Origin of the sequence: Streptococcus mitis (assembly GCF_002096735.1) — a bacterium.
Taxonomy (GTDB): Bacteria; Bacillota; Bacilli; order Lactobacillales; family Streptococcaceae; genus Streptococcus; species Streptococcus mitis_CZ.
The window spans coordinates 1-14,242 of sequence record NZ_NCVC01000013.1 but is presented as its reverse complement, the minus strand read 5'-3'; the positions used below and the strand labels follow the sequence as shown (position 1 = coordinate 14,242).

Below are 14,242 nucleotides of genomic sequence, written 5' to 3'. Positions count from 1 at the left end.
CTCTTTTATTCTCCTGAAAATTCACGCGCAGTCTGGGCAACTACGTCTGTTTCTAGCATGGTACGAATCTGGCGAATCGTACTATAGACAGCCTTGGCATCGCTTGAGCCATGAGTCTTGACAACCGGTGCCTTAACACCAAACAAGACCGCTCCACCAACATCTGAGTAGTTGAGCTGTTTTTTCAAACCTCTGAGGCTATCCTTGAGAAGGAGGGCACCTAGTTTCGCTCGCAGACCTCCACCTGTAATAGCGGTCTTGAGCAAGCTCATGATTCCCATGGCTGTCCCTTCAATGGATTTGAGCACAGCGTTTCCCGTGAAACCATCTGCAACGACAACATCCGCAACGCCATTCATCAAATCACGCGCTTCCACGTTTCCGATAAAGTTTAAACTTTCATCAGCCGCCAGCAATTCATAGGTTTCCTTACGAAGCGGGTCGCCCTTACTACTCTCTGTTCCGTTGTTGAGCAAGCCAACGCGTGGTTGCGCAATTCCACGGACATTTTTAGCATAGAAGGAACCTAGAACAGCATATTGATGGAGGTGCTGGGCTGTATTTTCTGCATTAGCACCGAGGTCAAGCATATCAAAACCTTTCCCATCAATAGTCGGCAAGGTTGACATAAGCCCAGGACGGTCGATATTCTTGATACGACCCACGATGAAGAATCCTGCAGCCAACAAAGCACCTGTATTCCCAGCCGAGAGTACAGCATCTGCCTCTCCATCTTTGACAGCCTTGGCCGCCAAGACCATACTGGCATTTTTCTTCTTCCGAATAGCTCTCGTAGGTTCATCGTCTGAATCAATCTTCTCATCCGTATGGATAATGCTGACGCGCTCTGTCGCTGTCAGATATTGCTTGATTTTAGCTTCATCTCCGTAGAGTTGAACCTCGATATCTAAAAAGTCAGCTAGGGCTTGATTGACACCCTCAACGATGGCCTGAGGTGCGTAATCGCCCCCCATGGCATCTACTGCGATTTTTTTCATTTCTTTTCCTCTTTTAGTAATTGTCCCCAGTCTGCTAGGGAATCAATAAATTTCTTTGATTTTAGGTGAATCCCAACGTACTCTTCGTAGAGTTGATCCATAAATTGGCGTAGCTCTTGCTTGATTTCAGGCTTGAGCGAAATGGTCTCCAAGGTCTCAAAATCAATGGCTTGAAATTGATTGAGCAGATAAGGGATATTGGGATTGAGATGGCAACGTCTCTCATCTTCATGATAATGCTCTGGACAGAGGCAGGCGCCATATTTGAAAGAAAAGTCAAAAGCCTGACCAACCCGATGACAAAAGACACACTCATTAAAATTGAGGCTGATCCCAAATCGAGTCAAGATTTGAATTTCAAAAATATTGGTCAAAACTTGATAATCCAAACCCTCTTCCATCAACTCCAAGGTCTTTTGTAAAAAAGCAAACAAGGGGGCATCTTGCTGATTGTCCTGCAAACTAGCATCTGCAAGAGCCGCTACATAGGTCGCATAGGCCATGACAAAGAGGTCACTATTAATCTTGGGAAAGGTCATCACCTCATGATAGTCCTCAATGTAACTGAGCCCATCATCATTGATTCGTAAGAGAAATCGTGCCAGCACCAAGGGCTGAATAACCGGTGCCAGCTTAGACTGGCCAGCATGTTTAACGAAAAACATGCGTTTGCCAGCCTGCTCTGTAAAAATCTTGACGAGCTTGTCATCCTCCCGAAAATTGCGATTGTAGAGCACCAAGCCTTGACTCGTGATAGACTGAATCATGCTTCTCTCATGTACTCCTCAAGTCGTTTCATGGCTTCTTTGATAGTCTCCATACTGGCTGCATAAGACAGGCGAACATAACCTTCTCCATAACGCCCAAAGGCGGCACCAGGGATAAAGGCAACGGCCTTCTTCTGAGCAAAATCCTTGAGAAAGGCAAAGGAGTCTTGATTGTAGCCCGCTGGAATCTTAGCAAAGATATAGAAGGCACCGTCTGGTTTGATAATCTCAAAACCAAGAGCAGTCATTTTCTCGATAATATAATCTCGACGCTGGATGTATTCCTTCTTCATAGGCTCCGCATCGTTTTTACCAGCCGTCAAGGCTTCCACCGCAGCATGTTGAGCCATGGTATTTGCAGCAGTAACCAAGTACTGGTGACTCTTGATTAACTGGGCTGTGAAGGCCACAGGAGCGAAAATCAGCCCCAAACGCCAACCTGTCATGGCATGCGATTTAGACAAACCATTGATAATAATAGCCTGGTCTCTCAACATAGTTCCCAGAGATACATGGGTTTCGCCTGTGTAGGTCAATTCTGAGTAAACCTCATCACAGACAACGAAAATTTCGTACTTGCGTAAAACAGCTGCCAAAGCTTCCAACTGCTCCCGACTGTAGGTAATTCCTGTCGGATTTGCTGGATAGTTGAGAATAACCGCCTTGAGCTTGTCACCCTGCTCCAAAATGGCCTTCTCCAACATCTCAGGAGTCAAGACAAAACCATTTTCAGTTGTGTCAATCTCGACAATCTCTGCCCCAACTAGATTGACAATTGGTTCATAACCCGGATAAGCAGGAGCTGGCAAGAGCACCTTGTCTCCCTCTTCCAAAATAGCTGTCAAAGTAGCAGATAAAGCCTCTGTCGCACCAATTGTAACCAAGATTTCATTTTCAGGAGCATAGTCCAGTTGGTACTTTTCCTTAACAAAGTCACTGGCCGCCTGACGTAAAGTCAACAGACCACTCATCCCTGTATAGTAGGATTGGTTCTGGTCAATCGCTCGCTTGGCCGCCTCCTTGACATGATCTGGCGTTGTAAAATCAGGCTCCCCCAAGGTCAAACGCAAAACCCCAGGAATCTCAGAAATAGCCTGGTCAAACTGACGAATCAACGAAACTTGAATCTTATCTAACTGTTTATTAAAGCGCTTAGTTAAGTCCATAGATACCTCCTACTTTCAAAACGTATCTCTATTATACTATAAAAGCCCCCCGACCGCAAAAATACATGATAGAATAACTTTCCACTTTCTATTTTACTTTTCCTGTTTACAGGTCTATAATGGTAACAGATTCTATTTGGAGGTTTTTATGTCATTTCTATCAAAAAATGGAGCAGGTATATTGGCCTGCCTTCTGATTTCAATCGTATCTTGGTACTTAGGAGGATTCTTCCCTGTTATTGGCGCGCCTGTCTTTGCAATTTTCATAGGCATGCTTCTCCATCCCTTTCTCTCGTCTTATAAACAACTGGATGCTGGATTGACCTTTAGTTCCAAGAAATTGCTCCAGTATGCCGTTATCTTGCTTGGTTTTGGTCTCAATATCTCGCAAGTCTTCGCAGTTGGGCAATCTTCACTCCCTGTCATCCTGTCCACCATCTCAATAGCCTTGATTGTTGCCTACCTCTTCCAGCGTTTCTTTGCACTGGACACAAAACTGGCTACCTTGATTGGAGTGGGTTCTTCTATCTGTGGGGGCTCTGCCATTGCAGCGACAGCGCCCGTTATCCATGCCAAGGAAAAGGAAGTAGCCCAAGCCATCTCCGTTATCTTTTTCTTCAATGTCTTGGCTGCGCTCATATTTCCAACGCTAGGTACCTGGCTTCATCTATCTAATGAAGGCTTCGCCCTCTTTGCAGGAACTGCGGTCAATGACACTTCCTCTGTAACAGCTACAGCTAGCGCTTGGGACAGTCTCTACCAGACCAATACCCTCGAATCCGCAACCATTGTCAAACTCACACGTACTCTGGCTATTATCCCCATCACTCTCTTTCTCTCCTACTGGCAAAGTCGCGAGCAAAAAAATAAGCAAGGTTTGCAACTGAAAAAAGTCTTCCCGCTGTTTATCCTTTACTTTATCCTTGCATCTCTCCTAACTACCATCCTAACCTCTCTCGGTGTGTCCAGTAGTTTCTTTACCCCACTCAAACAACTCTCCAAATTCCTCATTATCATGGCCATGAGTGCTATCGGTCTCAAAACCAATCTGGTAGCTATGGTCAAATCCAGCGGAAAATCTATTATCCTCGGAGCCATCTGCTGGATTGCCATCATCCTCACTAGTCTTGGTATGCAGACCCTTATCGGCATTTTCTAAACTCTTCGAAAATCTCTTCAAACCACGTCAACGTCGCCTTGCCATAGGTATGGTTACTGACTTCGTCAGTTCTATCCACAACCTCAAAACAGTGTTTTGAGCTGACTTCGTCAGTTCTATCTGCAACCTCAAAAACAGTCTTTTGAGCAACCTGCGGCTAGTTTCCTAGTTTGCTCTTTGATTTTCATTGAGTATAACACAAAAGGTAGCCCACCAGCTACCTTTTTCTTATGCTTCCTCAATCAAGCGTGTATGTTCTCTCTTGATGCAACGATTCATCACAATATCATCGCATCCACCAGCACGCAAGATTTCTTCCGCCTCTAGACTTTCAAGTCCCAGCTGTGCCCAAAAAATATTAGCATCAGCTTTGAGAAAATCACGCGCCACATCAGGCAAAAACTCGCTGCGACGGTAAACATTGACAATATCTACAGGAAAAGGAATCTCCGCTAGGCTAGCATAAGCCTTTTCACCCAAGATTTCGCCACCCGCCGCCTTGGGATTGACTGGGATGATTTTATAACCCCGAGCCTGCATTTCCTTGGTCACTCGATTGCTAGTTGTTTCCTCACGGTCAGACAAGCCCACCACAGCAAGGGTTTTACTCGTTGCGAGATACTGACGAATCACGCCATCACTTGGATTAATAAATTCTTGACTCATAGAAATCCTCCTTTTTCATCAGTATAGCACAATTTGAAAAGGCTTGCATAATTCTACTACAAAAAGGAGGACTAGCCCCCTTTTTATTTAGCCTCGTACCAGGTTGCCCCTTCATTTTCATCTGCGATAAGGGGAACACTGAGTTGAATGGCTTCTTCCATGGTTTGTTTGACCAATTTTTTCATATCTGCCAGCTCCGATTTAGGAACTTCAAGGACGATTTCATCGTGCACTTGTAACAGCATCTTAGTCTGATAACCACCTGCAACCAAGGCTTTATCCAGCTGAATCATAGCAATCTTGAGAATATCTGCCGCCGACCCCTGGATAGGAGAGTTGATAGCTGTCCGCTCTGCAAAACCACGAATATTGAAGTTGCGCGAATTGATATCTGGCAACTCACGACGACGCTTGAAAAGTGTCTCTACATAGCCCTTATCACGCGCCTCACGCACTACTTCATCCATGTAGTTTTTAATACCTGGGAAGCGTTCAAAGTAGGTATCAATATAGGCTTTGGCTTCCTTACGGCTAATGCCCAAATTATTAGACAAACCAAAGTCTGAAATCCCGTAAACCACTCCAAAGTTAACCGCCTTAGCATTGCGACGATCATTTGCAGTCACATCCTCAGGACGTTCAATGCCAAAGACCCGCATGGCTGTTGAAGTATGGATATCTGCTCCCTCTTGGAAGGCCTTAATCAAGTGCTCGTCTTTAGAGATATGTGCCAAAACACGCAATTCAATCTGTGAATAGTCCGAGCTGAGAAGGACACTATCCTCCCACTCTGGCACAAAAGCCTTCCGAATCAAGCGCCCTTGTTCCAATCGTACAGGAATATTTTGCAAGTTTGGATCCACACTAGACAAACGCCCAGTCTGGGTCAAATCCTGCACATAGCGAGTATGAATCTTGCCATCAGCCAAAATCCAGTCCTGCAAGCCAATCACATAAGTAGACTGAATCTTGGCAATCTGACGGTAATCCAGGATTTTCTTAACAATTGGAGCAATAGGAGCCAGTCGCTCCAAGACATCCACGGCTGTAGAATAACCTGTCTTGGTTTTCTTAGTGTATTCTAGAGGTAGCCCCAATTTTTCAAAGAGAAGCACGCCCAACTGCTTAGGCGAGTTGATATTAAACTCCTCACCAGCCAGTTCATAAATCTCCTGAGTCAGTTTTTCAATGACAAGCTCATTTTCAGCCTGCATCTCAAGCAAGGTCTCTTTCTTGACCGTAATCCCAGCAATTTCCATCTTGGCAAGAACAAAAGCCAGAGGTTGCTCCATATCATAAAGAAGCTCTAATTGCCCATTTTCGCTGAGTTTTTCAAGTAAAACAGGTTCTGTTTCGACCAAAACAGCAAGCTTACGAGCTAAATGCTCCAAGAATTTCTCACGTTCAGGAATGGTCTTCTTGACACCCTTACCATAGAAAGTCTCATCATCAACCAAGTAAGTCTGACCATAAAGACTAGCAATAGTCGCAATTTCATTGTCCTCCACAGTCGAAAGGAGGTATTTAGCCAAACGGCTATCAAAAGCAGGCGCCTGCAAATTCACACCAAAACGATTCAAGAGAACTTTAGCCTTCTTAAAGTCATAAACTCTCAGAGGTGTTTTTTCTAAGAAGTCCTTGAAAATCGGCTCTTGCAAAAGCTCAAGCTTGTCTGTGGCATAGAGCTTATCTCTACAAGACCAGGCAAATCCAACCAAATCATCCGTATGGTAATTCTCACCAAAAAGCTCAAAATGGAAGATAGACTCTTCACTCAGCATATTTTGACTGATTTGGTCAACAATAGTAAAGTCCAAACTCTCAGCCACATCAGCTGACGACACATTTAAAGCCTGTTTGAGCTGTTTGAAGCCCATCTCATCGTAGAATTTTCCAAGATTTTCCACATCTGGACCGCTATAGACCAAATCCTTCAAACCAATCTCAATCGGTGCCTTGGTATCAATGGTCGCCAGTGTTTTTGACAAAAAGGCCTGTTCCTTATCATTGATGAGATTTTCCTTCATCTTAGAAGCCTTCATCCCATCGATATTCTCATAAATTCCCTCAAGCGAACCATGCTCCAGCAAGAGCTTGATACCCGTCTTTTCACCGATTTTGGTCACCCCAGGGATATTATCCGACTTATCACCCATGAGCGCCTTGAGATCGATAAACTGAGTCGGTGTGAGCCCCATTTTTTCCATAAGATATTCCGGCGTAAAGGCCTCAAACTCAGCCACACCTTTCTTGGAAATCTCAACCACCGTATGCTCATCCGTCAGCTGAATCAAGTCCTTATCCCCACTGACAATGGTAATATCAAAACCATCCTGCTCTGCTAGTTTATCCAGTGTCCCAATAATATCATCCGCCTCATACTGAGCCAACTCATAGTGACGAATCCCCATATGATCCAACAACTCACGAATGAAGGGAAATTGCTCACGAAACTCATCAGGAGTCTTAGCTCGACCACCCTTATAGTCCGCATACATCTCTGTACGGAAGGTCGTCTTTCCCGCATCAAAAGCCACCAAAATATGACTCGGCTCAACCCGCTCCAACAAATGGCTCAACATCAACTGAAAGCCATAAATCGCATTGGTATGCAAGCCAGCCGCATTCTTAAAACGGTCCAACTGCTGATAGAGCGCAAAAAACGCCCGAAAAGCAACAGAAGACCCATCAATCAATAATAATTTTTTCTTATCCATACACCCATTATAAAGGAAAGCACCAAAAAATACCATTGGGAAGAGCCATACCCAATATTTTTCATCCTTTTTCCGAATAAATAGATAGAGCCAGAGAATCTAGGAAACCTAGATTTAAAACTGTAGTATAATAAAAGGAAGAAAAGGATGATTCTAAGACATCCGGGCATCAGCCCAACCAATGATTTGGTTGCTAAGAAAATCTTTAATAATCCAGAAATCACTTGTCAATTTATCCGCGATATGCTAGATTTACCAGCAAAAAATGTGACTATTTTGGAGGGAAGTAACATTCACGTCTTGCCTTCCCTGCCCTACTCAGCGCAGGATTTCTATACCAGTATAGATGTTTTGGCGGAGTTGGACAATGGCACTCAAGTAATCATTGAAATCCAAGTTCATCATCAGAATTTTTTCATTAATCGTTTATGGGCTTACCTGTGCAGTCAGGTCAATCAAAACCTTGAAAAAATTCGTCAGCAAGAAGGCAATACTCATCAAAGTTACAAACACATCGCACCAGTATACGCTATCGCAATCGTGGATAGCAATTATTTCCAAGATGACTTGGCTTTCCATAGCTTTAGTATGCGCGAGGACACGACAGGTGAGGCTTTAACAATTACAAACAATGGACAAGAAAACTATCTAGTCAAGATAGCATTCTTGGAACTAAAAAAATACAGAGAAACCAGCAAAGACAAGGTTCGCAAGCCGTGGTTGGAGTTTTTCGGGAATAAGCCCTTTACCCAACAACCTGAGCGAGCTATCAGCCAAGCAGACCAACTGCTGGACTACAAGAGCTGGTCCGAGGAGGACAGGAAGATGTTTAGTGAACAACGCAGACGCGAAGAACAAGCTTTGTTAGCACAGGACTATGCTTTGGAAACTGCTAGAGCCGAGGGACTTGAACGTGGGAAAGTTGAAGGAAGAGTCTTTGCTTTCTTAGATATAGTTCGCCAAGGTCTTCTGACTTCCGAGGTTGCCAGTCAGCAATTGGGTATGACTGTCGCTGAATTTGAGGCACTATTGTAAGTTTATAGAATAACATAAAAGTGAACAAAGCTGAAACATCGTTTTGTTCACTTTTTTCTTCTTTTCAACAGAACTCTCACTATAGTCCATATCACAAAAAGAGAAGGGCATAAATCCTTCTCTTTTATATCTTCAACTAATTAGTTTTTGCGTTTCACAAATGGAAGGGCACCAAGGAGCAATCCAAGGAATCCTAATGATGCAATTGCAACATTATCTTTTCCACCAGTATTTGGAAGTTCTTTCTTATCATCTGCTTTTGCAGCTGGGGCTTGATAAGTATTGTCTTGGCTAGTTCCTGCTACAGTTGGTGCAACCGCAGGAGTTGCTGGAGCATCTGCTGGTGTTGCTGCTGGAGCATCTGTTCCAGAAGCTGATGGTGTTTTTGATACAAGTGCAGGTTCATTTACAGCTGTGTTATCACTTTGTCTACCTTCTTCTTTAGTTGGGCTACCAGTACTATCACCTACTTTTTTAATTTCAGGATACTCTGGAAGTTCTTCTTGAACTAAAGCTTCACCTTTTTCTGATTTAGGTTGTTCAGCTGGTTTATTTTCCTCAGCAGGAGCGGGATTTGTAGTTTCTTCAGCTTTTTTATTTGCCTCATCTAATTCTTTTTCTGCTTCTTTTGCAGTTAAGCCTTCTTTGAATCGTTTCACAAAGTCAGATCTCTTTTTAGCTGCTTCTTCCTTTAATTTTTCAATTACTTCCTGTTTTTGTTTTTCTAATTCAGGATCATTCTTCGTATCAGCTTTTTCTAATTCTGCAATTGCTGCTTTTAATGCCGCATCATAATTAGCTAAGAATTCTTTTTGCGCTGCTTCTTCTTTAGCTGCCGCTTCTTTATCTTCTTCTGCAGCCTTCTCATTCGCTTTATCGATTAATTCTTCGGCTTGTTTTGCAGTTAAGCCTTTTTTGAAGCCTTCTACGATTTGTTTTCTTGTTGCGTCTGATGCTGCTTTTAATGCTGCAATTGTATCAGCTTTTGCTTTTGCTTCTTCTGGACTATTCGTTTCAGCTTTTTCTAACTCTGCAATTGCTGCTTTTAATGCTGCATCATAATTAGCTAAGAATTCTTTTTGCGCTGCTTCTTCTTTAGCTGCCGCTTCTTTATCTTCTTCTGCAGCCTTCTCATTCGCTTTATCGATTAATTTCTCTGCTTCTTCTACAGTTAATCCTTTTTCGAAGCCTTCTACGATTTGTTTTCTTGTTGCGTCTGATGCTGCTTTTAACGCTGCAATTGTGTCAGCTTTTGCTTTTGCTTCTTCTGGACTATTCGTTTCAGCTTTTTCTAATTCTTTGACAGCCTCTTCTAATGCTTTATCATAATTTGCTAAGAACTCGTCTTGTGCTGCTTTTTCTTTTGCTGCCGCTTCTTTATCTTCTTCTGCAGCTTTCTCATTTGCTTTATCGATTAATTTCTCTGCTTCTTCTACAGTTAATCCTTTTTCGAAGCCTTCTACGATTTGTTTTCTTGTTGCGTCTGATGCTGCTTTTAATGCTGCAATTGTGTCAGCTTTTGCTTTTGCCTCTTCTGGACTATTCGTTTCAGCTTTTTCTAATTCTTTGACAGCCTCTTCTAATGCTTTATCATAATTTGCTAAGAACTCGTCTTGTTTTGCTTTTGCTTCTGCTTCTGCTTTTGCTTCTTCCGCAGCTTTTTTATTTGCATCATCAATTGCTTTTTCAGCTTCTTCTACAGTTAAACCATTTTTGAAACCATCCTCGATTTCTTTTTTCTGTTTAGCTGCTTCTGCTTTTAATTTTGTAATGGCCTCTGCAACTTGTTTTGCTAATTCAGGATTATTTTGAGTATCCGCTTTTTTTAATTCTGCAATTGCGTCTTCTAACGCTTTATCAAAATTCGCTAAAAATTCTTTTTGAGCTGCTTCCTCTGCTTTAGCTGCTTCTTCCTCTTCTGCTTCCTCTTTTTTAGCAATTTCTTCTATTTCATTTTCAGTAGCTTCTGCGGTTTTCCCTGTCTTGAACCCATCCTCGATTTTAGCTCTCTCTTTAGCTGCTTCTGCTTTTAATTTTGCAATTGTCTCTTTAATACTTTCAGCTGATCCTGGATCATTTTTTGCTTCTTCTTCTAATTCTTTAATAGTTTCTTCTAAAGCTTGATCAAAATTAGCTAAAATTTCATTTTGAGCTGTAGTTTCTTCTGCAGCTTTTACAACTGACGGTTGAGAAGCAATAAATGCGGATCCCAACATAGCAACACTAGCCAAGCTAGTTAAAATTATTTTCTTTTTATCCATTTTAAAAACCTCTTTTTTATAATATATTCCTTTCCATTATAACGTTTCTTAATGTCATAAGCAAGCAATATAAATAAACCCTTTTAATTCATTTAAACTGGAAAAATTTATCCTTTCTAAATCTTATCTTTTCTTCAATCCACTACAGTTGACAAAGAGCCAAAAAAGCTAAAAAGCAGGAGATTTCTCCCCTGCTTTGATTTAATTACTTAAAATAAAACCCATTCACCATTAGCATTCACAGTATACCCATTAATTGTAGTATTAACTGCCAAAGCTCCTGAAGAATATGAATAATACCATTTACCAGCTACTTGGAACCAACCTGTCTTCATAGCGCCTGAACTAGCAAGATAATACCATGTTCCACCTTGGTTCAACCAACCTGTCTGCATAGCACCTGAAGCATTGAGGTAATACCAATTGCCATCTACAAATTTCCAGCCTGTCTGCATAGCACCTGAACCGTCAAGATAATACCATGTACCATTGTCTTTTATCCATCTAGTACCCATTTTACCTAAACTATCAAAATGATACCAGCTGCCATTTATAAATTTCCAGCCAGTTTCCATAGCACCTGAGCCGTTAAGATAGTACCAATTACCATCAACTTGTTTCCAGCCAGTTTTCATCACACCAGTTTCATCCAAGTAATACCATGACCCATCTTTGACCCAACCTGTCTTCATTCCATCTTCTTTAGAGAAATAATACCAATCCAGTCCAATTTTCTTCCATCCAACATGACGATTTCCCTCATCATCGATGAAGAATTTTTTACCATCAATTAAAACAATACCTGGTTTAAGGACACCTTCCTCATCTAAGAAATAATGTTTCCCGTCTACTGTAATATCCCCTGTTAGACGAACACCTTCTTTTAGATAGTAAGTTTTATCATCAATTTTGATAAAGCCAGTTTTCTTATCACCATTTTCAACAAAATAGTAAACCTTATCAGCAACTTTTACAAATCCTAACTGTTTGAAACCATCTTTTTCATCTAGGTAGTATTGCTTATCACCTGCAGTCAATAGACCTTTTTTCATAGCTCCATCAGCTTCAAAGTAGTAAGTCTTACCATCAATTTTTTGCCAGCCGGTAACCTTTTTGCCGTCCTTAATATAGTAGACCTTCCCGTTCTCCGTTTTGAATTGACCTGCAGAAGTAGACTGGTTTTGATTATTACTATTATTTTGGTTAGTATTAGTCGTTGAATTTGAGCGATAAATATGGTAAAGTGTATCACCTTTTAATTCACCATTAACATAAGTATAGTTGGCAATATCCAGACGACTGGTATCAGAAGCTGCAGATCCTGTACGTGGATCTTTAATATCAACTGGAACATCACTACCAGGTTTATATTCTACAAAACGAACTGCTTTGACAGAAGAGTTAGAAGTTGTTGAGCCACTATTATTGTTTGTACCAGTACCATTTTGGTTATTGTTCCCATTAGTATTACTAGTGCTACCATTGTTTTGGTTGTTATCTCTATGGTATGGATTGGTCTGAGTACCAGAATTCGTAGTACCTGTTGTAGCAGTTGGCGCATACATATGATACATAATACCATTCTCTTCTCTACTAGAAGTATAGATATAATTTGCAATTTCAGGGTGATTCTCAATAGATGCAGCTGTCACAGCAGATCCTGTTAGTGCAGTTTTGATATCTACAGGTCCACCATTTTTAAATGTTGCATAGTGGACTTCTTTAACCGTAGAAGTTGCCGAAGCACTCGTTGCCCCTGTATCAGTTGCCTGTACTTGTTGAACTGTCGCCATAGCTAGCACAGAAGTCGCTAGCAAGATACCTGTTACTGTTTTTCTCATGGGAAAACCCTCCTTTATTAAATGGTTAAATTTATCTAGATTATATCCTTTTCCTATAATAAATGCAATAAAAAACATAAAAAGTGTAGAAATATTTAAATGTAAAAAAGAGAGCAGTCTAAAACTACTCTCTTAGTCTTTTTATACCCATTCACCGTTGGCATTTACATAGTAGCCATCGACTGTAGTACTTACTGCAAGGGCACCTGAACTATAAGCATAGTACCATTTGCCACCAACTTGGAACCAACCAGTTACCATAGCACCTGAGCCTTTGAGGTAGTACCATGAATCACCTACTTTAGCCCAACCTGTTTGCATAGCACCTGAACTATTTAGGTAGTACCAAGTGCCACCATCTTGCAACCAGCCAGTTTGCATCTCACCTGAACCATTTAGATAGTACCAAGTGTTGCCATCTTTAACCCACCATTTTTGCATGATGCCTTCAGCGTTAAAATAGTACCATTTACCACCATCTTTAAGCCAACCAACTTGACGTTTACCTTCTTTATTTACATAAATCCAATGATTATCAACTTTGTTCCAGCCAGCTTTAGTATCAGAATCATCTGTCAAGAAGTACGTTTTACCATCAACAGTGATTTCACCGAACTTACGCTCACCTTCTTCAGTAACATAGTAATACTTATCTCCAGCATCCTTGATAAGACCAGTCTTACGTTCACCTTCTGCTGTGATATAATACCATTTACCAGCACTGTCTTTTACAATACCTGACTTGGTTGTACCATCTTCAGCAAAGAAATACCATTTAGCACCTACCTTATGAGCTCCAGTTGTCACAACACCATCTTTGACAAAATAAGTTTTTCCATTTTCAGAGATAATCTCTGTCTTACGAGCTCCATCTGACACAAAATAATAGGTTTTTTCTCCTACTTTAATGAAACCAGTTTTCTTAACACCTTGTCCATCTAGATAGTAACGTTCAGATGTGTTTTCAAGTACTCCGTGAGCCATAACACCTTCACTATCAAAATAGTAAGTTTTACCATCAACATTTGCCCAACCTTTTACAGGGTTTCCTTTATAGTAAAGATAACGATTCCCAGCTGACTCACGCCATTTTACATCCTTGTCAGACGTCTTATAACCCTGAGTATTTAATTCACTAACTGGAGCATCTGGATCATTTGCATGATCTTCAATCTTTGTTCCTTTTTCAACAAATAGGTAATATTTTCTCCCACCTTCAACAAAAGTACGTTGGTATTCAAAACCATCAATTGATGGATGTTTTGAAATAGGTTGATTACCATCTGCATAAAATACTGTCTTACGTTCTTGTGAACGACCATTAATCTCTGTGATCCACTCAGTTCTATAAACAACTTCTTCCGCACTTACTGGACTAGCAGTAGTAGCAGAATAACTTGTCAAAACTGCTGCACTTGCCATTGTAAGACTGGCTAATGCTAGAGCTAAAGCTTTTTTATTCTTCATTTGAATATTCTCCATTTTTTAAAATTTAGGTGATAAGCCTAGCTTTATTGTATCTTATTTTTTAAAAAAATGGCTCTATAATATTTGTAGTGGGTAAATCCCCTATAGATATTATGGAGCCGTTTTTATTGTAGAAAAAAAGTCCCATAAGATCTATAATGAAAA

At 41.1% G+C, this 14,242-nt stretch carries 10 protein-coding genes; 2 read left to right on the top strand and 8 right to left on the bottom strand.

Annotated features, from left to right (window positions below):
* Positions 1-5 precede the first annotated feature (5 nt).
* Genes plsX through B7703_RS02755 form a run of 3 tightly spaced genes read right to left on the bottom strand, consistent with a single transcriptional unit; the run spans position 6 to position 2,931 of the window.
* Entirely contained in the window at positions 6-998 is a 993-nt protein-coding gene (gene plsX / locus B7703_RS02765) for a phosphate acyltransferase PlsX (RefSeq protein WP_084923525.1), read from the bottom strand.
* Positions 995-1,765: a DNA repair protein RecO gene (recO, locus tag B7703_RS02760; protein ID WP_033686080.1), complete on the bottom strand. Its 771-nt coding sequence runs from the start codon at positions 1,763-1,765 to the stop codon at positions 995-997. The genes plsX and recO overlap by 4 nt, the downstream gene beginning before the upstream one ends.
* Positions 1,762-2,931: a pyridoxal phosphate-dependent aminotransferase gene (locus B7703_RS02755; protein WP_084923523.1), complete on the bottom strand. Its 1,170-nt coding sequence runs from the start codon at positions 2,929-2,931 to the stop codon at positions 1,762-1,764. Before B7703_RS02755 ends, recO begins: the two co-directional genes overlap by 4 nt.
* A 148-nt stretch (positions 2,932-3,079) precedes the next feature.
* Here B7703_RS02755 and B7703_RS02750 point away from each other — a divergent pair, with 148 nt between their 5' ends.
* The gene (locus tag B7703_RS02750) at positions 3,080-4,090 is read left to right on the top strand and encodes a YeiH family protein (RefSeq protein ID WP_084923522.1); all 1,011 of its coding nucleotides are present in this window, start codon (positions 3,080-3,082) and stop codon (positions 4,088-4,090) included.
* 228 nt (positions 4,091-4,318) lie between these two features.
* Here the strand turns inward: B7703_RS02750 and B7703_RS02740 are convergent, their stop codons facing one another.
* Positions 4,319-4,756: a CoA-binding protein gene (locus B7703_RS02740; protein WP_060627304.1), complete on the bottom strand. Its 438-nt coding sequence runs from the start codon at positions 4,754-4,756 to the stop codon at positions 4,319-4,321.
* 83 nt (positions 4,757-4,839) lie between these two features.
* Positions 4,840-7,473, bottom strand: coding sequence for a DNA polymerase I (gene polA / locus B7703_RS02735; RefSeq protein ID WP_084923640.1), 2,634 nt, complete (start codon positions 7,471-7,473; stop codon positions 4,840-4,842).
* A gap of 147 nt (positions 7,474-7,620) precedes the next feature.
* Here polA and B7703_RS02730 point away from each other — a divergent pair, with 147 nt between their 5' ends.
* Positions 7,621-8,508, top strand: coding sequence for an Rpn family recombination-promoting nuclease/putative transposase (locus B7703_RS02730; protein WP_084923520.1), 888 nt, complete (start codon positions 7,621-7,623; stop codon positions 8,506-8,508).
* A gap of 140 nt (positions 8,509-8,648) precedes the next feature.
* Here the strand turns inward: B7703_RS02730 and B7703_RS10015 are convergent, their stop codons facing one another.
* From B7703_RS10015 to B7703_RS02710, 3 genes are all read right to left on the bottom strand, one after another.
* Positions 8,649-10,769 (bottom strand): LPXTG cell wall anchor domain-containing protein, encoded by a 2,121-nt coding sequence (locus tag B7703_RS10015; RefSeq protein WP_239822243.1) that lies wholly within the window; start codon positions 10,767-10,769, stop codon positions 8,649-8,651.
* Between the two features lie 209 nt (positions 10,770-10,978).
* Positions 10,979-12,610 (bottom strand): N-acetylmuramoyl-L-alanine amidase family protein, encoded by a 1,632-nt coding sequence (locus tag B7703_RS02715; RefSeq protein ID WP_084923519.1) that lies wholly within the window; start codon positions 12,608-12,610, stop codon positions 10,979-10,981.
* 141 nt (positions 12,611-12,751) lie between these two features.
* Entirely contained in the window at positions 12,752-14,077 is a 1,326-nt protein-coding gene (locus B7703_RS02710) for an N-acetylmuramoyl-L-alanine amidase family protein (protein ID WP_084923517.1), read from the bottom strand.
* Positions 14,078-14,242 lie beyond the last annotated feature (165 nt).